Genomic DNA, 19,464 nt, shown 5'->3' with positions numbered 1-19,464 from the left:
CAAACGCTGGCTAATTGGTATAAATAACAGCTAAAAAAAACCGCCCAGCCTAAAGTTTAGGCTGGGCGGTTTTTTATTACTGTTAAGTAATAGTATTATTTACAAACGTCAGCAACGGCGTTTGCGAAATACTCAATGTTAGTATCACTAATACCCGCTACATTTACGCGGCTAGAACCAACAATGTAAATACCGTATTCTTTTTGTAGGCGCGCAATTTGCTCTTTATTAATACCTAAGAAAGAAAACATACCGTGTTGACGTTCAATAAACGAAAAGTCTTGCTCTATCTCTTTTTCTGCTAAGCTTTCTTTAATTAAGCTACGTAAACCATTAATACGATTACGCATTTCATCAAGCTCACTGTGCCACATTTGTGTAAGCTCTGTGCTGCTTAAAATAGTGTTTACAATGTCAGCACCGTGCGCTGGAGGCATTGAGTAAATACTACGAACAACGCTTAATAGCACTGAATTTGAAATATCAGCGGTTGCAGTGTCTTTTGCAATAATTGAACACGCACCAATACGCTCACGGTATAAACCAAAGTTTTTAGAACATGATGAACAAATAATTAGCTCTTCTACTGCATCAGCTAAAATGCGCAGTCCACGTGCATCTTCTTCAAGTGATGAGCCAAAGCCTTGGTAAGCAATATCAATAAGTGGTGTAAAGCCAACTTCTTTTGCAAGCTGAGCAACTGTGTTCCACTGTGTCTCGTTTAAGTCCATACCACTTGGGTTATGACAACAAGCATGAAGTAGCACAATATCCCCTTTTGGTACTTGCTTAAGGGTGTTTATCATGTCGTCGAACAATAGATCTTTGTTTTCGTAATCGTAGTACGGGTATTCTTTAACGTTTAAGCCCGCAGCTTCAAACAAGCTAATGTGGTTTGCCCATGTTGGCGTAGTTACCCACACTGTTGCGTCTTTATTGCAACGCTTAACAAATTCAGCGGCAACGCGAAGTGCACCTGTACCACCTGGTGCTTGTGCAGTACGTACGCGGTTTGCTAAAAGTGCTTGATGCTCACCTAGTAATAGGTTTTCCATTTTTTGACAGTAGTCTAAGTTACCCGCTAAACCAATGTAAGATTTGCTTGTTTCGTTTTCTAAACGAAATGCTTCAGCTTTTTTTACCGCTTTTAATACCGGTGTGTTGCCTTGCTCATCTTTATAGACACCTACACCTAAATCAATCTTGTTAGGGTTTGTATCTTGTTTATAGGCTGCCATAAGGCCAAGAATAGGATCTGTTGGTAATGGTTTTAATTCTGAGAACATTAGCTATCTCTTATCATTAATTAGGGGTTGGCTGTTGTAGTAAGCTTAACATAAAAGCTTACCTTCTTGGCTAGTGATATTTACACTAGAAAGTGAGGAATTTTAATGCAGCACGCAACTAATACAGCCAGTGTACGGCTATCAAAAAAGTCGTTACTAAATGCCTCTGCATCTATAATACCGACGCATTCATGTTGCTCGTTAAATAAGGGTAAACAGGTTTCAGCTTTCACTTTAGGGTCACACGTATAGTACTCACCACCTTGTGCTAAATAGTTTTCTACGTTGTTAATTACACGCCCGCGCTTAGACAATGCAACTTGTACATTATTGCTGCCTGCTGCAAATGCTTCAGTAAGAGGAAACAGTGGACGGCTTGGCGCACCTTGATACGCCAGCTTTAATAATTGCGGACCCTGAGCAGTGTCAACCGCTTGATAAATACCATACCAATCGACCTGTGTTTGCTGCTCTATGTAATTAACTATATTTTGTAGGTTTGCTAGTTTTTGCTCGTTTTGTGAAGTCGCGCTCACGTGATCAGTAAGTTTAAATGGCTCATCTTGTAAATAACCAAACAAACTACACGCACCGCCTTCACCGAGTTCAGGAATTTGATATTCCCAACGTACAGACGGCAGCGCGCTTGCAGCAATATACTGTTCTAGCTGCTCTAGCTCTTTGGCAATTAATTGTGGGTCTATATTTAATTGCGCAATATCAAGGTAAGAAGAAATCATTTGGCCATCCATACATCTAAAATTTTCTAGATAATAACATGGAAATTTTTTCTGAGCTATAGCAACTTGTAACACATTTCGACTTGGTTACCACTTGCGTTATACGTGACTTTTTCTGCCACTTCTTCGAGTAACGATAAGCCACGGCCAAACTCTGCGTTGAGTTCGGTACGTGTAGAGGAGTCACTTGAGAACCCCCTACCCGAGTCACAAATAATAAAGTACAAGCACAAGGTATCTGGGCAATAACGCATATCAATAATAATCATCGCCTCTTTCATTTTACTCAGTGCTTGCTCTCTTAATTCATAGTATTTAAAAAAGCCATCGTCTTGTTTTTTTATGTCTGAATCAAGGCCTAACACACCATGATCAAGTGCATTGTTATACGCCTCAGAAAGCAATAAAAATATATTTGAGCGATGCGACCTAAGCCCCTCAACACTGCTTAATACATTAACAACATCATACACAGGGTCTGTGCATTTAATTTGCTGCGCGTTCAAGCTAAGTGAAAAGTTAAATGCCAAATTAGAATACGCCTCTTTGGCCTCAGGCTCTGGGGTTAGCGGCAAACAATTAAGCAGCACTAAGCTTAAGTCGTCTAATTGCTCACTGCCATTGGCAAAGGTATTTACATTATCTATAACACGCTGACTGCTGATCATCGGCTTGCTTTTAAGTGCTGCTAAAAAGCGCTGCTCACCATAAAAAATATCGGCGTCGTTGTTAGTTTCTATTATGCCATCGGTTGAAAGCACCAAGCGGGTGTTTTTATCAACTTCTAAATTAATTAGCTCATATTCAAATTCATCGCGGTCTAAAATCCCCAGTGCCATATGTTGCGACTCAAGCGTTTGCTTAACTTCACCATCGGTATTTATTAAGTACGCATCTGGTAAGCCGCCAAGCCAGGCGGAAATACTTTTGCCCGAGGCACTGAGCTCAATAATAGTCGCCGCGCAAAACATGTGCTCTGGCAGTAAATTATGCAGTAATATATTGATCTCAGAGGCGATATCGTTAACAGCCATGCCTTTTTGCACCATAGTGTAAAACACCCGTGAGGCAGGTAATGCTCCAATCGCGGCCGCTAACCCATGCCCGGTAAAATCACCCAACATGCAATATAGATTGCCTATTGGGCTTTGCGCGACTAAAAACATGTCACCGTTAAACATAGAAGCAGGAGAAAGGCTAAAGTCTAAATGGTCTTTAAACTTATCTTGGTTTTCGAGCGAGTTATTAAAAATGTGCTCAATTATTTCGTGCTCGCGCTCTATTTGATTGCGATGATACTCAAGTAAGGAGTTTTGTTGATGGGCTTTTTTACTTAATTCGCGCGTACGACTGTGCGCTTTAATTTTTGCGTTTAAAATTACTTTTTCAAACGGCTTTTGAATAAAGTCATCCCCGCCTACTTCTAAACAACGCTCAAAGCTGCTTTGATCTTCAAGCGAAGTAATAAAAATAATGGGAAGATAAACGTCGTTGTATCGCTGCTTTATCAGCTTTGCAGCTTCAAAGCCATCCATTACCGGCATAAGTACATCGAGTAGAACAATATCAATCGCTTCTTTTTCTAACACCTCAAGTGCTTCTAGGCCGTTAAACGCAATTGATATTTTATAGTTTTCTTCGAGCAGCATTTTTTCGAGCAGGATGCGATTAAGCGCCTGATCGTCAACAATAAGTACGTGGGTCATTAGTTAATATCAAACTTCTTATCAAAACGTGATATTTGCAGTATTTTTTTAAGCTGAGGCTGACAATTACTGATCTCTATTGTTTGTACCTGGCTTTCAATGGTTTTTTTCATGTTAAGCAACATACCAAGAGCAGAGCTATCCATGTAGTCGGTCTCTCTTAAATCGATAATCACTTTATTTGTTTTAGGCTCAATTTGGGCATAGGCTTGGCGAAATGATTGCACTAAATTAAAGTCAAATTTGCCTTTAATTTGTATCGTTAAAGTACTTTCATCAACCGATAAACTCTTTGTTAAACTCATTATAAACTCCAATAATATTTCCTTTGACCTAAATATAACCTGTTAAAAGTATTTAGCAAAAATAAAAACACTCGCCAGCAAATTTGTTATTATTTCATACATCAATAAAAACGTTTATTTAGGTAAATTATGAGTGATAACCGCTTAGTATATTCAACCGATATGGGCCGAATTAGCCAGCCAAAGGTTGAGCAAGAACCCACTGCAAAACTATTTAAAGATGGCTTTATCCGCATAGAGCGCCAAACTAAGGGCCGAAAAGGTAAAGGGGTGATGTTGGTTGTTGGTATAGATCCAAAAGCGCACGATCTAAAAAAGCTAGCTAAAACCATAAAAAGTAAAATGGGCCAAGGTGGCGCGGTAAAAGAAGGCATTATTGAAGTTCAAGGCGATGATCGCGAAAAATTAAAAGGGATTTTAGAAACCCTTAAATTTAAAGTAAAAATTGCGGGTGGCTAAACCCGCAATCTTTTATTTGCTACTAGCAATGTTAGGCGTATCGTTTAGTTTTTTGTATAACGCTGGCAGTTCGCTCTCAGCAATCGGTTTGCTGTAATAAAACCCTTGCACAATATAACAATTATTATTTTGCAAAAACTCTACTTGTTCAATCGTTTCAACCCCTTCTGCAACTACGTCTAATTTAAGCTTTTGCGCCATGGCTATAATAGCGGCGGTAATTTCCATGTCATTAGAATCTGCAGGGATATCTTTTACAAACGAGCGGTCAATTTTTAATATGTCGACCGGGAATCGTTTTAAGTAACTTAGCGACGAATAACCAGTACCAAAATCATCAATCGATATTGAAATACCCAGTGCTTTTAGTTCGTGTAACTGCGTAATGGCAGCTTCAACATTGCCCATTAGCATACTTTCGGTAAGTTCCAAGTGTAACCGCTTAGCACTTACCCCTGTTTGTTTAATAATACTGCTGAGCATGGGCACTAAATTAGCGTCTTTAAACTGACGTGCCGATAAATTAATAGATACGTTGTTATCTCGTTCATCTTGCGCTAAACGCACCGCAAACTCGCACGATTGCTGCAATACCCACTCACCGAGTTCAACAATAAGCCCTGTTGCCTCAGCAATAGGAATAAACTTGGTCGGCGATATAAGCCCTTCTACTGGGTGGAACCAGCGTAGTAGCGCTTCATAGCCTACAACGTGCTGAGTTAATGAGTTTATTTGCGGCTGATAATAAACCTCAAACTGTTTTTCTTTAATCGCATGGCGTAATTCGTTTTCAATGAACAGCCTTTCATTGGCAGCCGCGTTAAGCTCTTGGCTATAAAAGTGGTAAGTATTACGCCCTTTTGCTTTTGCCTCATACATTGCTAAATCAGCATGTTTTAAAAGCTGATCTTCTTCAAGGCTATCGTAAGGGGCCATTGTAATACCAATACTAGCGCTGACTATCACTTCGTTATTGCCAAGCTTTATAGGCACATTAAGTGTTTTTTGAATAGTATTTGCGACATCACTGGCATGCTCTTGGCTTTCAATACCACTGAGTAATACAGCAAATTCGTCGCCCCCTAGGCGGGCAATTGTATCTTCGGCGCGTAAGCGTGCTTTAAGGCGGTTAGCAACTTCAATTAGTAACTGATCGCCTGCATCATGGCCTAACGTATCGTTAATGCGCTTAAATTCATCTAAATCAAAGTAAAAAAGTGCAAACGCATAATGGCCGCGCTCAGCCAAAGCCATTGATTTACGCAGCTGCATTCTAAAAAATGTTCGGTTTGCTAAGCCCGTTAACGTGTCAAAGTACGCAAGCTGCTCCATTTTGCGCTGGCTTTCTTTAACAAACGAAATATCTTGTGCGGAGGCTACATAACTGGTGATCTCACCGCCATCTTCGCGAATAGGAGAAACACTTAACGATACCCAAATAGGCTGTTTATCATTGCCCTGAATCAAGGTATCACCACGCCAGTAGTTTCTACTGCGAAGGTCGATATTGATATCTTCAACCAAAATGGCCATCTCAGATGCGATAATATTCAACAGCGGCGCGCGGTTAAAGTGGCTCTCTGGGTAGCCTGTCATCTCAAGCATTTTGGGGTTAACGTATTCTATAACAAAGTTTTCATCGGTGATCACCACGCCGGTTCCTGAGAAGGCAACGGCTTTAGAGAGCCTATTAGCGGCTTTCTCGGCAATTTCTTTTTCTGTAATTCGCTGGTTTAACCCATCTATAAGCTTACGAATTTCTACGGTCATATCTCTAAATGAGCCGTTTAGCGTGCCTATTTCGTCTTTGTTCTCTGGCGGGAATTCGGTTAGTAATTGCCCTTTACCAAAGCCAGTAACTGCATGTACTAATGTGTGAATTCTGCGAAGCACTAATTGATACAGCGCTTGGTGTAACAATAAGGCAACCAAGACCGCATAAAGCACAAACAAGCCAAAAAACTTCAGTTTTAGATCTTGCAGAGCAGAGAGCGTTGAAGAGCGTTTTTTATAAACCCCAATATACCAGTCTAATTTATCAATTTTACGAATATTAATAATGTGTGCTTCATCGTTTTGTACAAACGAATTAGCATACTCTGGTAATTTCATGGTAATTGCTTCATTTATAATGGCTTGCAATTGCGGATTAACGAATTCGTTTGTTGTTATTGTTTTATCTTTGCTGCCATAACTTGCTTGTAGCGCTGGGTTAAGACTCGGGTGAGCAAGCAGTTGGCCTTTTTTATCAAAAACCAGTAAATGTTTTTCTTTATCGCCCACAGGTAAAAATGAAATCAACGTGTTTAAATCTATATCACTGCCGGTCACGCCTAAAAATTCATTATCAACATACAAGGGGACAAGCAAACTAATAACCCATTTATGCCACACTTTATCGTAATAAACCTTAGACCAAACAGGTTCTCTGCTAGGGTTTAAATCACTTTGCACATACTTAAATGTTGCACCATTAGAGCCTCTGAGTTCAGCCGGTGCGTTTAACGCCCAATTGGGAGGCGAGACACGGATGAAATCGTCTTTGGTGATCATATAAAAATTAAAAAAGTCGTGAATTAAGGTTGGTGAAATAACTTTCCATAACGACTCTGAGTTATTAAATAAACGCTTATAAAAAGGAGAATAATGCTGCTGAGGAAGAAATGCGGCTGAAAGGCCGTCGCTCGATGCACTGCGTATAGTGCCGTCGCTATTAAATTGTAACTGGGTTTTGTTAGATAAATTGATTGCTGAGCTATCACTAAATAGCTGCTCTGACACAACATTATTAGCCTGTTTGGCAACGGCTGATTTTGTTTTGATTAGTGCGTCAAATTGCCTGATAAGTAATTCGGTGGAGCTTTTAAGTACTTCATGCTCTTCGAAAACTAATTGTTTTTCTTCAGATTTAAGCATCAGCGCGGCAGCGCACACACCGGCAATTAAACAAATTGCAGATATAAGCAACGACAGCTTTACACTTAAAGAATTTAGTCCAAAACGCGATGGAGGGCGTCTATACACCACAGGCCAACCTTACTATTTTAGTTGTTGTTATTTTTAGCTAATACCTGAAATATACCAGATCCCTATTCATATTTATAAACTATTTGTAAATTTTATCTAAATGTTAGCTAGGAACTGATAATTATTCATTATGTCTATTTAAACTGGCTTGCTTGTTGACTTTGCTAGTAACACCTCATACATTAACAGCATGAAAATTATCTTATCTTGCACTTTTTTTTCTTTTTTTAGCTTCTTTATATAAAAGAGGCTGAACTGTTTGTGAGATAAAATCAATCGAATAGCAAAGCCTCCCACTTGGGAGGCTTTTTTGTTTTAGTTGCACTAAGCAACTTATTTTTGGAATGAGGAAACCAAAATGACCAACGATGTTTTAAGCGCGCTCAGACACGATATTAACGAAATAGACTCCGATCTATTGGTGTTATTAGCTAAGCGCCGCCGTATTAGCCACGGTGTTGTTGAGTATAAAATTGCGAATAACAAACCGATTCGTGATGAAGCGCGCGAACTAGCCTTACTCGAAAAGCTGATTGGTTATGGCAAGTCGCTTGGTCTAGATGCGTATTATGTAAATAACGTTTTTCAAACCATTTTGGAAGACTCTGTGCTGCATCAACAGGCCATGCTGCAAAAAAACTTAAACCCCGATGCATTAAGCGAAACCCATCGCGTTACTTACTTAGGCGGGCAAGGCTCGTACAGTCAACTAGCATGTCATAAATACTTTAGCCGCCGCCCTGGTAAGTTAGTCGAAATTGGCTGTACCTCGTTTGATGAAATTACGGGCAAAGTAGAAAATGGCCAAGCAGATTTTGGTTTGCTGCCTATAGAAAACACCAGCTCGGGCAGTATTAACGAAGTATTTGATTTATTACAACATGCTCAAGTATCAATTGTAGGTGAAGTTACACACAGTGTAGAGCACTGCTTACTTGCTACCCCAGATACTGAATTAAGCCAATTAACTAAAATTTATGCCCATCCTCAGCCATTTGCTCAATGTAGTCGCTTTTTACAAGGCCTCGGTGATTTACAACATGAAACCTGTGATTCAACCTCAAGTGCTCTTCAGTCAGCTTTAAATACGCCAAATAGTGCGGCTATTGGCTCAGCGCAGGCAGGTAAAAACGTTGGTCTTGAAGTGATTAAATCAAACCTTGCGAATCAAAGTGAAAATCACAGCCGCTTTATCGTTGTGGCGCGCAAACCTCTGCAGGTATCTAAACAAATACCGACTAAAACCAGCCTTATTATGGCCACTAAACAACAAGCAGGTTCATTGGCTGATGCGTTAATGGTGTTTAAACAACATCAAATAAACTTAGTTAAACTAGAGTCTCGTCCTGTACCGGGTAACCCGTGGGAAGAAGTGTTTTATGTGGACTTAGAAGCAAACCTTGCCGATAGCCAAGTACAACATGCCTTAGAGGAGCTAAAAGAGCATACTCAATATGTGCGCGTTTTAGGCTGTTATCAAAGTGAGTCTTTACAAGCTGTGAGTGTTAATACCTAACCTAACACGCAAATACTAAAAAGGGCCTAAGTAGGCCCTTTTTTAATCGCTGATTTAAAATGCTTTCAACGTATAGCTTAAGTAACTACACATTTTTAACCCTTTTAATCTAATACCTTGGCGTCATTTGCTTTATTTAGCAGGCTACGGCTTTGCGTTAAAAAGTGCGCGGTCGAGTCTGAAAAATACGCTTTAGCATCAGCAAATGCATCGATGAGTGCGCCTTTATCTCCCGCTTTTAGCTTTTCAAGAGTTTGTGCAAAGGTCTCTTGATACTGCGCTAATAAACTCTCAACATTATCAAACTGGGCCAACATTATATCTGAATATAGCTCAGGAGATTGCGCAAATAAGCGCCCTACCATCATCAGCTCTAACTGATAAATAGGAGATGAGCAGCTTCTTAGTTCCTCAAGCGTATGGCTTTGCTTTGCTAAAAACTGCCCATAAACAAAGGTCGTTAAGTGGCGCATTACTTGTATTATTTGCATAGCTTCATCATGCTTTTTAGCATCTAGCTCAACAAGTTGGCAACCCCATACTTGCAACTGCTGTAGTAAGCCTTTCGCAGCATCATGCGCTCGGCCTTCACACACAACAACGGTTTGTTTAACCCAGTGAGAAATATCAGGGCCAAACATAGGGTGCAGGCCAACAACGGGCCCAGAGTGCGCCGCCTTTAATGCCTTAATGGGTGATTGCTTAACTGAGGTAATATCAACAAGCAAACAGTCATCATCAAGTTTAGGTAGCTTAGCAACAACGGTCTCAAGTGCATTGATAGGCACACTGATCATCACTAATTTTGCGCCAGCTAAAATGGCTTTAGCATCGTTTTGCTGATCTTTATCTAAAATCTTAACTTCATAACCTGAACGAATAAACTGCTGAGCAAATAACTGGCCCATTGCCCCTTGCCCACCTACAATTACAATAGGTGATAAATCAGGGGCGGCACAGGCAAGTTTAGCTTGTTGGTTTTGATAGGCTTCGCGCATCATGCGCCTTAATATGTCTTCAACAAGTTCAGGGCTGACTCCTTGTTTAATCGCTTCATCACGACGAGCAGCGAGCAAAGCAGCTTCTCTTTCAGGGGCATGCAGGGGGGCGCCATTTTGCTGCTTAATAGCACCAATTTTTTGTGTTATTGCATTTCGCTTTGCAAGTAAAGCAACTAATTGCGCATCGCACTCATCTATGCCATCTCGTAATTGTGATAAATCACTTAATTCAGCCACGTTTCTCATTCCACCTATAAACAACTCATTTAGTAAATATATATTTACATTTAAGTAAACTAATCAATACGTTAAATACTAACAGGATCAAGTATGGGTTAAAAGGCTAATGTAACAACGAGAGTGAAGATTACTTAATACAGAGGGATGCTTTTGTGAAGAGGTAGTATGTTATTTAATGCTTAAAAACCAAAACGGGTTGCAACCGTGAGGCTGCAACCCGTTTTCTTTGCGTTGATAAACAGCGCGTATTAGTTAAGTTTTTCTCTAATACGTGCAGATTTACCAGAACGCTCACGTAGGTAGTAAAGCTTAGCACGACGAACCGCACCGCGACGCTTAACTGTTACGCTATCAATAAGAGGGCTGTGCGTTTGGAATACACGCTCAACACCTTCACCGCTCGAAATTTTACGAACTGTGAATGCTGAGTGAAGACCACGATTACGCTTAGCGATTACAACACCTTCAAAGGCCTGTAGACGCTCTTTGTTACCTTCTTTTACACGTACCTGTACAACTACTGTATCACCAGCGCCGAATGCTGGTACGTCTGTTTTAAGCTGCTCTTCTTCAAGCGCTTTAATAATATTTTGGTTTACTTTTGCCATTATGTTTCTCACTTTCCTAGGTGTAACTGTCTTCTAGCCACAAGCTTTTTGGTACTCTTGCTGAAATTGTGCGAGTAATACCGCTTGCTCCTCAGTCAGAGCTAGGTTATGCAACAAGTCAGGACGTCGTAGCCAAGTTCTGCCTAATGACTGCTTAAGCCGCCATTTTGCTATCTCTTGGTGGTTTCCACTGAGTAGTACAGCAGGCACCTGTTTGTCGTCCAATGTTTCTGGCCGTGTATAGTGAGGACAATCTAGCAAGCCATCCGAAAATGAGTCTTGCTCTGCTGACTGGTTATGACCTAACACGCCTGGCACTAATCGCGCTACTGCATCAATTAATGTCATGGCAGGTAATTCACCACCACTCAAAATAAAATCACCAATTGACCATTCTTCGTCAACGTATGACTCTATTATTCTCTCGTCTATACCTTCATAGCGACCGGCAATCAAAATCAGCTTTTCAGAGTTTGCGAGTTCGCTAGCCCCTTGCTGATCTAATTTGCGCCCTTGCGGGGACATATAAATTACTTTTGCGCCATCACCTGCCGCTTTTTTAGCGTCAAGAATGGCTTGTTTTAATGGTTCAACCATCATTAACATACCTGGGCCGCCCCCATAAGGACGGTCATCTACGGTTCTGTGCTTATCTAAAGCATAGTCACGTGGATTCCAGCAGTTAAAGTCAATTAAGCCATTTTTCACTGCGCGACCAGTGACACCTTGGTGTGTAATAGCATCAAACATGTCTGGGAAAAGGCTTATCACCCCTACCCATAATGAACTAGTTTGAGTCATTAAAACCCAGGATCCCAGTCTACGGTAATTTCTCTCGCTTCGTATTTAACTTCTTTAATTACTGAATCAGTTAAAAAAGGAATCAAACGCTCAGCTTGACCAAATGCATCTTTACTGTTTGCCTTAACAACCAGTACGTCATTCGATCCTGTCTCCATCAGGTCATCGACAGTGCCTAAATTGTAACCTTTATCAGTTACAACCGACATGCCAATGAGATCTCGCCAATAAAACTCGCCTTGCGGGAGTTCTGGTAATTGCGCTGAATCAACAGATATTTCTGCATGGGTATAAGCCATTGCTTCGTCTCTGTCGTTTACTTGCGCAATTTTAGCGATAAAGCCTTTGTTGTGGCGACGCCAGTCGACCACTTCTAAGGTCTGCCATTTACCTTGTTGCCCTATCAACCACGGGCTGAAATCGAAGATCCCTTGGGGATCATCAGTAAATGAATGTACCTTAAGCCAGCCCTTTATACCATATGGGGCACCGAGCTTTCCTACGACAATAATTGATGAGGTGTTCTCTTGACTCATGGTTACACTTACGCCTATTAAGCCGCTTTACGAGCGTCTTTAACTAACTTAGCTACACGATCAGAAAGACCTGCGCCCTGACCTACCCAGTGATCAACACGAGGTAAATCTAAACGAAGTTTTTCTTCTTGACCTGAAGCAATTGGGTTAAAGAAACCAATTTTCTCGATGAAGCGACCGTCACGCGAGAAACGGCTATCCGCAACCACAATTTGATAGAAAGGGCGTTTTTTAGCGCCACCACGTTGCAAACGAATAGTTACCATACCGTCCTCTAAATAGATTGACTGTTTTCATTAATAAGATTTACTCCCCAGTATGGGGAGCTGGGGAATTGTACGAGTTTTTAGCAACAATGCAAGTAAGAAGTGAAGCAAAAAGCCACTTTAGTAGGTTAAACTGTGATCTGAGCCACAATTAATAGATTATCATGCACCACGCGCATAATTTATTCAACAAAAAAGGGCCAATTAGCCCTTTTGTTATACATTATATAGCGGCTATTTAAGCGCTACATTAAAATTTAGGGCCACCGCCACCCATCATTCCAGGTGGTAACATGCCTTTCATGCCGCGCATCATTTTTTGCATGCCGCCTTTACCTTTCATTTTTTTCATCATTTTTTGCATTTGCGTAAACTGTTTTAGCAGTTTATTTATCTCTTGTACCTGTGTACCAGAGCCTGCGGCTATACGTTTTTTACGAGAGCCTTTAATAATCTCAGGACGCGCACGCTCTTGTTTGGTCATAGAGCTGATGATTGCTTCCATTTGAATGAAGGTTTTGTCACCCATTTGGCCTTTTACAGCATCGGGTAAGTTTTGCATACCAGGCAGCTTATCTAGCATCGACATCATGCCACCCATATTTTTCATTTGCTTTAATTGCTCTGCAAAATCATCAAGGGTAAAGCCGTTGCCTTTAAATACTTTTTCAGCGACCTTAGCTGCTTTTTCCTTATCGACTTTCATTTCGACTTCTTCGATTAATGAAAGTACATCCCCCATGCCTAAAATACGCGATGCGATACGATCTGGATGGAACGGCTCTAGTGCATCTGTACGCTCACCCACACCCATAAATTTAATTGGCTTGCCGGTAATATGACGAATAGATAAAGCAGCACCACCGCGTGCATCACCATCTGTTTTAGTTAAAATAACACCGGTTAGAGGTAGCGCTTCATCAAATGCTTTAGCGGTATTCGCCGCATCTTGACCCGTCATTGCATCAACCACAAATAATGTTTCGATTGGGTTGATTGCTTTATGAAGGTCTTTAATTTCGCCCATCATTTCGTTATCTACGTGCAAACGGCCGGCGGTATCGACTAAAACAACGTCTATAAATTTCTTTTTAGCATGAGAAATAGCAGCGGTGGCGATATCTACTGGTTTTTGCGAAATATCACTTGGGAAAAAATCCACGTCAACTTCGCTGGCAAGTGTTTCAAGCTGTTTAATAGCCGCCGGACGGTATACATCGGCACTAACAACTAGCACTGACTTTTTCTTACGCTCTTTTAAAAACTTAGCAAGCTTACCAACACTGGTTGTTTTACCCGCACCTTGTAAACCAGCCATCATAACAACGGCTGGCGGCTGTGCATTTAGGCTAAGCTCTTCGTTGGCTTCACCCATCGCTTTTTCAAGCTCTTCGCGCACTATTTTTATAAATACTTGGCCAGGGCTTAAGCTTTTAGTTACTTCAACACCTACGGCACGTTCTTTAACTTGCTTTACAAACTCGCGAACAACAGGCAACGCAACGTCAGCTTCTAAAAACGCCATACGTACTTCACGCAGCGTGTCTTTAATGTTGTCTTCTGTTAAACGGCCGCGGCCACTAATATTTTTTAAGGTTTTACCTAATCGTTCTTGGAGGTTCTCAAACATGTAACGGTTCCGATAAGACGTTTATATTGACCCAATAAGCTCACGCTTATTTGCATTTTACTTATTAGATGGGAGCAATAGTATTAAATTTCAATTAAAAACAGTATACCGTAAATGATGGCGCACAATACAGTATTGAAGCACAGCTTATTGAGTTTCTTTTTTTAGGTCTATGCAATTGCTTTGCTATAAAATACAATGTGCTTATAACAACAAGAATTATTTGACTCTAATTATAAGTGGCCCAAGCACAATGCTGATTATTAGTTTAACTATTATTGCCAGTTTATTTTATGTGTTAGCAACGTCTCACGTGTTAACACGCCTGTTTCATCAACAAGGTCCTAGCCAAAAGGTAACGGTTATTTTAAGTACCGTGGCTATACTAGCGCACATGCTGCTGTTGGTTAATTCGGTGTTTCGCTCCGACGGGCAAGATTTAAGTATCGTTAATGTTGCACTGCTGACCTGCTGGGTTATTGTGGTGTCGGTGACTGCGGTGTCATTAAAGTTCCCTGCTACATTGCTGTTACCGGTCGTCTATGGCTTTGCAGCCCTACTCACCATTGCAAGTTTGTTTATACCGCACCATATTTTATTACAAAGCTTTAATATTGAAATAGGCCTTATCACACATATATCGCTATCACTGTTAGCATATTGCGTGTTAATTATTGCCACTTTATACGGCGTGCAGTTTTACTTTATTGATAAACGCTTAAAACGTAAAGATTTAGCAATTGTGCATAGCCATTTGCCACCATTAATGGTGGTAGAACGTCAGCTCTATCAACTATTAAACTTAGGTACGGTGTTACTTACCTTTGCCTTATTAACAGGGTTTGTGTTTTTAGATGGGATGTTTGCAAAAGAATTTATCCATAAAACCATTTTATCGCTTGTCGCATGGGTTATTTTTGTCACTGTTGCGCTTGGGCACATGAAAAAAGGCTGGCGTGGTAAACCTGTGGTTATTACCATCATGGTCGCTGCATTTATCCTCACACTTGCTTATTTTGGCAGCCGTTTTATACAAGAAGTGGTGTTAAATAAGTTTTAACTTGACTCTGTCAGCTCACTCTAGCTTAATACGCATTGGTTTATAAAAAAAGGATCCATCGTTGGACGACATATCGACAAGTACCTTGTTTATCATTTTAGGTTTATTGGTGCTTTTTTCTGCTTATTTCTCGGGTTCAGAAACCGGGATCATGTCAATTAATCGTATACGCTTGCGCCACCTTGCAAAAGAGGAACATCGCGCAGCTAAACGAGTCAGTAAATTACTTAGCCGTCCTGATAGACTCATAGGCCTAATATTAATTGGTAACAACCTTGTAAATATCGCTGCTGCCCAGGTAGCTACTATTATTGGTATTCGTTTATACGGTGATTTAGGTATTGGTATTGCAACCGGTGTGTTAACGCTAGTGGTACTAATATTTGCAGAAGTAACCCCAAAAACGCTTGCTGCGTTGTACCCTGAAAAAGTAGCCTTTCCAAGCTCTATTATTCTCAAAGGGTTACTCAAAATACTATTCCCATTTGTGGTTGTTGTTAACTGGATGACCAACGGTATTTTACGTCTATTTGGTATCAGCTCAGCACAAATAGATGAGCACAGCATGAGTAAAGAAGAGCTTAAAACAGTGGTGAATGAGTCAGGCGCATTACTGCCAGCTCGTCACCAAAGCATGCTGACCTCTATTTTAGACTTAGAGCAAGTGACCGTTGAAGATATTATGATCCCTCGTAACGAAATAGTGGCGATTGATATTAACGACGATTGGAAGCTCATTAGCCGCCAATTAACTCATGCTCAGCACACCCGTGTATTACTTTATCGCGACAATATTGATGACGCGGTAGGTTTTATCCATTCGCGTGACGCTCTTCGTCTTTTAACCAAAGAGCAATTTGATAAACCGTCATTATTGCGTGCTGTACGTGAGATTTACTTTATTCCTGAGGGGACGTCCCTAAATACCCAGCTATTAAAGTTCCAACAATCAAAAGAACGTATTGGTATAGTGGTTGATGAATATGGCGACATACAAGGTCTCGTAACCCTTGAGGATATTCTTGAAGAAGTGGTTGGCGATTTTACTACCACGCAAACACGTACGCCAAGTGAAGAAGTGACCACACAAAGCGATGGCTCTTACCTTGTTGATGGCGGCGCTAACGTGCGCGACTTAAACAAAGAGATGGGCTGGGAGTTTCCTCTTGATGGCCCTAAAACACTCAGCGGTTTAATTGTGGAATACCTAGAAGATATTCCAGATGCTAATTTAAGCCTTAAAATAGCCGGCTACCCTGTTGAGGTGTTAGAAGTAAAAGAGAATATGATAAAACAGGTAAAAATTAAGCCAAATCAACGTAAGTTGTAAGTGTAAATAATGCATTAAAAAAGGAGCCTTGGCTCCTTTTTTTGCTTTTAATATATGTAGTTAGCCAAAAAGTAGTCGCTCAAACCAGCCTTTATCAAGCTCGTCTTCACAACGTTTAAGCTGCGCACCATAACGGCTTGCGCGGTGTTTTACTTTATTAGCAACACCCATTAGCCACTTTTTCTTTTTATAGGTACCGCGTTTATAACCGCCCCAGCCTTCGTGATAATTTAAGTATTGGGCGTAAGCATCCCATTTAGAGATACCATTTACTTTATGTGTTTTATAAACAAACCATGCCATAAAGTCGATTGCATCGTCAAAATCATCTCTATCAGCCCCACTGTTACCCGTTTCACGAATATAGTCAGACCAAGTTGGAGTTTTTGCTTGTGAGTACCCGTAAGCATCACTGGCACGCCCAGTTGGAATTATCCATAAAAAATACTCCATGGGTGGTGCAGCATCATGACGAAACGAACTTTCTTGGTACATCATGCTCATAAGAACATGTTTAGGTGAGCCCCATTTTTCTTGTGCATCTTTTGCATCAAAGTACCAGTCTGACTTTTCTTCAAAAATTTTACAAAGATCATTAGGTTGCTTTGGCGGCGCAGTGGCACACCCAGCTAAAGAGAGGGCAAAAGATAAAATAATTGCATTTTTTTTCATTTTTATAAGATCTCACTGAACTTTTTAAAAAAGCGTGGGTCTGAGTATATGAATGCAGCAGTATAGCATTGTTTCATCCCTGAAGAATATTTACGCAGCCACCTTGGGCTGCGTTTTTTTTGCTTAAAAAAACTTAAGCGGGTGCTTTGGCATTAAAATATTCATCTAAAAAGTCAGTAAAGCTTAGCGTGTCGGCGCGCTCTATTTCTTCTCGCGCTTTATCCGAGAGAACAACTTGTTGCTCTAGCCATTCTTTAGAAAACACATTGTAGTTGGCTTGCGCATGGCTTTGCTTATATTTATTAGCTAATTGAATAGCAAATAAACCGTTATCTATACCCGCACTTTCTAGCTCGCGCACATAACGCCCTGAAAAAGTCAGCGCTGGGTTATCAACCCAAGTAGCCATTTGTGCGATGGTTTCGCTGTAATAGGTCACTCCATACGCCTTATCCATATGCTCAGCGACTTCACTTAGTTGGTCAAAAATTTCTCTCCCCCAACTTTGTAACGTACGCTGTTGGTTGTTGTCGTTAAGCATAACACCTAACTGACGCCCCTGATTAACCACTGTATCTAAATTCTCAGTGCTGCGGGCTTGCTCTTTCCACTGCATTTCTGGAGAGTCTTTTAACAAACAATACGTTAAAAACACATCTAAAAAATGAATTTGCTCTATATCAATGCCGGTTTCACTAAACGGGTTTACATCCAGCGCTCTAATTTCAACATATTCAATGCCTGCTCTTAATAATGCATCCGTTGGTTTTTCACCACTTTTAGCATTACGTTTAGGGCGGATCGGCGAATAAAATTCGTTTTCGATTTGCAGAATATTTTTATTAAGCTGCTTAGGTGTTGCTGTGGTGTAGTCATCAATATCGCCATATAGGTCAGAAGGCGTGTTGATTGCTTTTTTAAGCCCAGCAACGTACTCATCAAGCGAGTTATACATTACGCGTAATGAAGATTGCGCACTGTTGGTGTAACCTAAATCACCCAAGCGTAGCGCGGTTCCTACTTCTAAATAAAGTGTGCCTTTACCTAGCTTTTTAAACGGCAGGTCAGTTTTGCGCCCTTGTAAAAAAGAATTACATAATGCAGGTGAGGCACCAAACAAGTAACTAATCAACCAAAGCTCGCGTTTAAAATTACGAATAAGCGCTAAATAACCATCCGAAATAAATGCTTCTAGGCTTTGCTCACTTTGCTTTAAGGTGTGTAAAGATTGCCAAAGTGTTTCTGGAAAAGAAATATTAAAATGAACACCCGCAATCGCTTGCATCATACTACCATAACGGTTTTTTAATCCTTCACGGTATAGGGTTTTCATACGCGCAGTATTTGAGCTACCAAATTGAGCCAGTACGATGTCATCTTGATCTTCAATAAAGCATGGCATACTGATGGGCCATAAAAGCTCATCACCCATGTGCTCAAGTGTAAACTTTTGCAGGTCTTTTAATTGCGCTAAGGTTTCTGTCGCTGATTCACTAACAGGGGTAATAAATTCAAGTAATGACTCTGAAAAGTCGGTAGTAATATGTCCGTTTGTTAATGCACTACCTACGCCTTTAGGATGTCCTAAAGTGGAAATGGCGCCATTACCTTTAATACGCAACGACTCTCGCTCAATACCACGTTTGATCCCTTTAATTGCGTGCTGATGCGGTGTTGCTGATAACGCGTTTAGCGCGCTAGATAAATCATGTATAGTCAAAAAATGCTTCCTCGGCCACGTGGCTTAATCTTAGGGTTATGGGGGCTAATTGCCCATACTCAAGATTAAATTGTTAAGAACAATATAATTTTTCAAAATTTTTAGCTATTTACCCTGTTGAGCATGCGCTTGATACAATAAGCATCAACCAGCAAGCTAATCTTGCCACTGCTCACGCTAATATACAATCGCTTTGCTAGGGCGTGTTGGCCTTTGTGAATTGAAATTTGTTAGAACTAAGCGCGATATTTGTAACCTAATGGGCTCGATAACTGCCCTGCATTATTCTAATAACTTACCTCCATGTAAGAATAAGTAAAAACCAAACAAAGCTTTCGCGTCCTGCTCTTACCCCTTGCCTAAAAACCAAACACACTGCTGTAAATTCAGCCTCCAAAAATCAACACACCCCAAAACATAAAGACCCTGAATTAATAGATTACACTTCATAAGCTTTAACATTTTAAGCGCAGTATTTGATATAGATCATAAAAAGTCGCAATTTTGATGACAATTTTATTTAGCGCAGCGCCTTTACTTCACCTCCTTTTGTTTACCCAA

17 protein-coding genes are annotated in these 19,464 nt (G+C 40.6%); 4 read left to right on the top strand and 13 right to left on the bottom strand.

Annotated features, from left to right (window positions below):
* Positions 1–95: 95 nt before the first annotated feature.
* The 4 genes from MSC25_RS07995 to MSC25_RS07980 form a co-directional block, all read right to left on the bottom strand.
* Complete coding sequence (locus tag MSC25_RS07995; protein WP_248443111.1) at positions 96–1,286, bottom strand: amino acid aminotransferase; 1,191 nt, start codon at positions 1,284–1,286, stop codon at positions 96–98.
* A gap of 80 nt (positions 1,287–1,366) precedes the next feature.
* Positions 1,367–2,026: a GAF domain-containing protein gene (locus MSC25_RS07990; RefSeq protein ID WP_024031866.1), complete on the bottom strand. Its 660-nt coding sequence runs from the start codon at positions 2,024–2,026 to the stop codon at positions 1,367–1,369.
* A gap of 56 nt (positions 2,027–2,082) precedes the next feature.
* The gene (locus MSC25_RS07985; RefSeq protein WP_248443109.1) at positions 2,083–3,732 is read right to left on the bottom strand and encodes a fused response regulator/phosphatase; all 1,650 of its coding nucleotides are present in this window, start codon (positions 3,730–3,732) and stop codon (positions 2,083–2,085) included.
* Positions 3,732–4,037 (bottom strand): STAS domain-containing protein, encoded by a 306-nt coding sequence (locus tag MSC25_RS07980; protein ID WP_004587319.1) that lies wholly within the window; start codon positions 4,035–4,037, stop codon positions 3,732–3,734. Before MSC25_RS07980 ends, MSC25_RS07985 begins: the two co-directional genes overlap by 1 nt.
* 129 nt (positions 4,038–4,166) lie before the next feature.
* Here MSC25_RS07980 and MSC25_RS07975 point away from each other — a divergent pair, with 129 nt between their 5' ends.
* Entirely contained in the window at positions 4,167–4,496 is a 330-nt protein-coding gene (locus MSC25_RS07975; RefSeq protein ID WP_024031864.1) for a translation initiation factor, read from the top strand.
* A 12-nt stretch (positions 4,497–4,508) separates the two neighbouring features.
* On the opposite strand, the gene MSC25_RS07970 is transcribed toward MSC25_RS07975, so the two are convergent.
* A complete protein-coding gene (locus MSC25_RS07970; RefSeq protein ID WP_248443107.1) occupies positions 4,509–7,523 on the bottom strand; it encodes an EAL domain-containing protein in 3,015 nt (1,004 codons plus the stop codon).
* Between the two features lie 358 nt (positions 7,524–7,881).
* Between MSC25_RS07970 and MSC25_RS07965 the strand changes: the two genes are divergently transcribed.
* A complete protein-coding gene (locus tag MSC25_RS07965; RefSeq protein ID WP_248443105.1) occupies positions 7,882–9,039 on the top strand; it encodes a chorismate mutase in 1,158 nt (385 codons plus the stop codon).
* A gap of 104 nt (positions 9,040–9,143) precedes the next feature.
* Here the strand turns inward: MSC25_RS07965 and tyrA are convergent, their stop codons facing one another.
* The 6 genes from tyrA to ffh form a co-directional block, all read right to left on the bottom strand.
* Positions 9,144–10,277 carry a bifunctional chorismate mutase/prephenate dehydrogenase gene (gene tyrA, locus MSC25_RS07960; RefSeq protein ID WP_248443103.1) on the bottom strand — a complete coding sequence of 378 codons (1,134 nt, stop codon included), beginning with the start codon at positions 10,275–10,277 and terminating at the stop codon, positions 9,144–9,146.
* Between the two features lie 251 nt (positions 10,278–10,528).
* The gene (gene rplS, locus MSC25_RS07955) at positions 10,529–10,888 is read right to left on the bottom strand and encodes a 50S ribosomal protein L19 (protein WP_004587324.1); all 360 of its coding nucleotides are present in this window, start codon (positions 10,886–10,888) and stop codon (positions 10,529–10,531) included.
* A gap of 33 nt (positions 10,889–10,921) precedes the next feature.
* A complete protein-coding gene (gene trmD / locus MSC25_RS07950) occupies positions 10,922–11,689 on the bottom strand; it encodes a tRNA (guanosine(37)-N1)-methyltransferase TrmD (RefSeq protein WP_004587325.1) in 768 nt (255 codons plus the stop codon).
* Positions 11,689–12,225, bottom strand: coding sequence for a ribosome maturation factor RimM (gene rimM / locus MSC25_RS07945; RefSeq protein WP_004587326.1), 537 nt, complete (start codon positions 12,223–12,225; stop codon positions 11,689–11,691). The genes trmD and rimM overlap by 1 nt, the downstream gene beginning before the upstream one ends.
* A gap of 17 nt (positions 12,226–12,242) precedes the next feature.
* Complete coding sequence (gene rpsP / locus MSC25_RS07940) at positions 12,243–12,491, bottom strand: 30S ribosomal protein S16 (protein WP_004587327.1); 249 nt, start codon at positions 12,489–12,491, stop codon at positions 12,243–12,245.
* A 250-nt stretch (positions 12,492–12,741) separates the two neighbouring features.
* Positions 12,742–14,121 (bottom strand): signal recognition particle protein, encoded by a 1,380-nt coding sequence (ffh, locus tag MSC25_RS07935; protein WP_024031859.1) that lies wholly within the window; start codon positions 14,119–14,121, stop codon positions 12,742–12,744.
* 253 nt (positions 14,122–14,374) lie between these two features.
* On the opposite strand from ffh, the gene ccsA reads away from it, so the two are divergent.
* Together ccsA and MSC25_RS07925 are read left to right on the top strand one after the other, a co-directional pair.
* Positions 14,375–15,181, top strand: a complete 807-nt coding sequence (gene ccsA / locus MSC25_RS07930) for a cytochrome c biogenesis protein CcsA (RefSeq protein WP_024031858.1) — start codon at positions 14,375–14,377, stop codon at positions 15,179–15,181.
* 61 nt (positions 15,182–15,242) lie between these two features.
* Positions 15,243–16,511: a CNNM domain-containing protein gene (locus MSC25_RS07925; RefSeq protein WP_004587330.1), complete on the top strand. Its 1,269-nt coding sequence runs from the start codon at positions 15,243–15,245 to the stop codon at positions 16,509–16,511.
* 60 nt (positions 16,512–16,571) lie between these two features.
* On the opposite strand, the gene MSC25_RS07920 is transcribed toward MSC25_RS07925, so the two are convergent.
* Both MSC25_RS07920 and gshA read right to left on the bottom strand, forming a co-directional pair.
* Positions 16,572–17,183, bottom strand: coding sequence for a transglycosylase SLT domain-containing protein (locus tag MSC25_RS07920; RefSeq protein WP_248443101.1), 612 nt, complete (start codon positions 17,181–17,183; stop codon positions 16,572–16,574).
* Positions 17,184–17,316: 133 nt separating this feature from the next.
* Positions 17,317–18,903, bottom strand: coding sequence for a glutamate--cysteine ligase (gene gshA / locus MSC25_RS07915; RefSeq protein ID WP_024031856.1), 1,587 nt, complete (start codon positions 18,901–18,903; stop codon positions 17,317–17,319).
* Positions 18,904–19,464 lie beyond the last annotated feature (561 nt).

Source organism: Pseudoalteromonas sp. 1CM17D (genome assembly GCF_023161805.1).
GTDB classification, from domain to species: domain Bacteria; phylum Pseudomonadota; class Gammaproteobacteria; order Enterobacterales; family Alteromonadaceae; genus Pseudoalteromonas; species Pseudoalteromonas atlantica.
The sequence above is the reverse complement of the archived record's forward strand: the minus strand, read 5'-3'. Positions and strand labels throughout refer to the sequence as shown.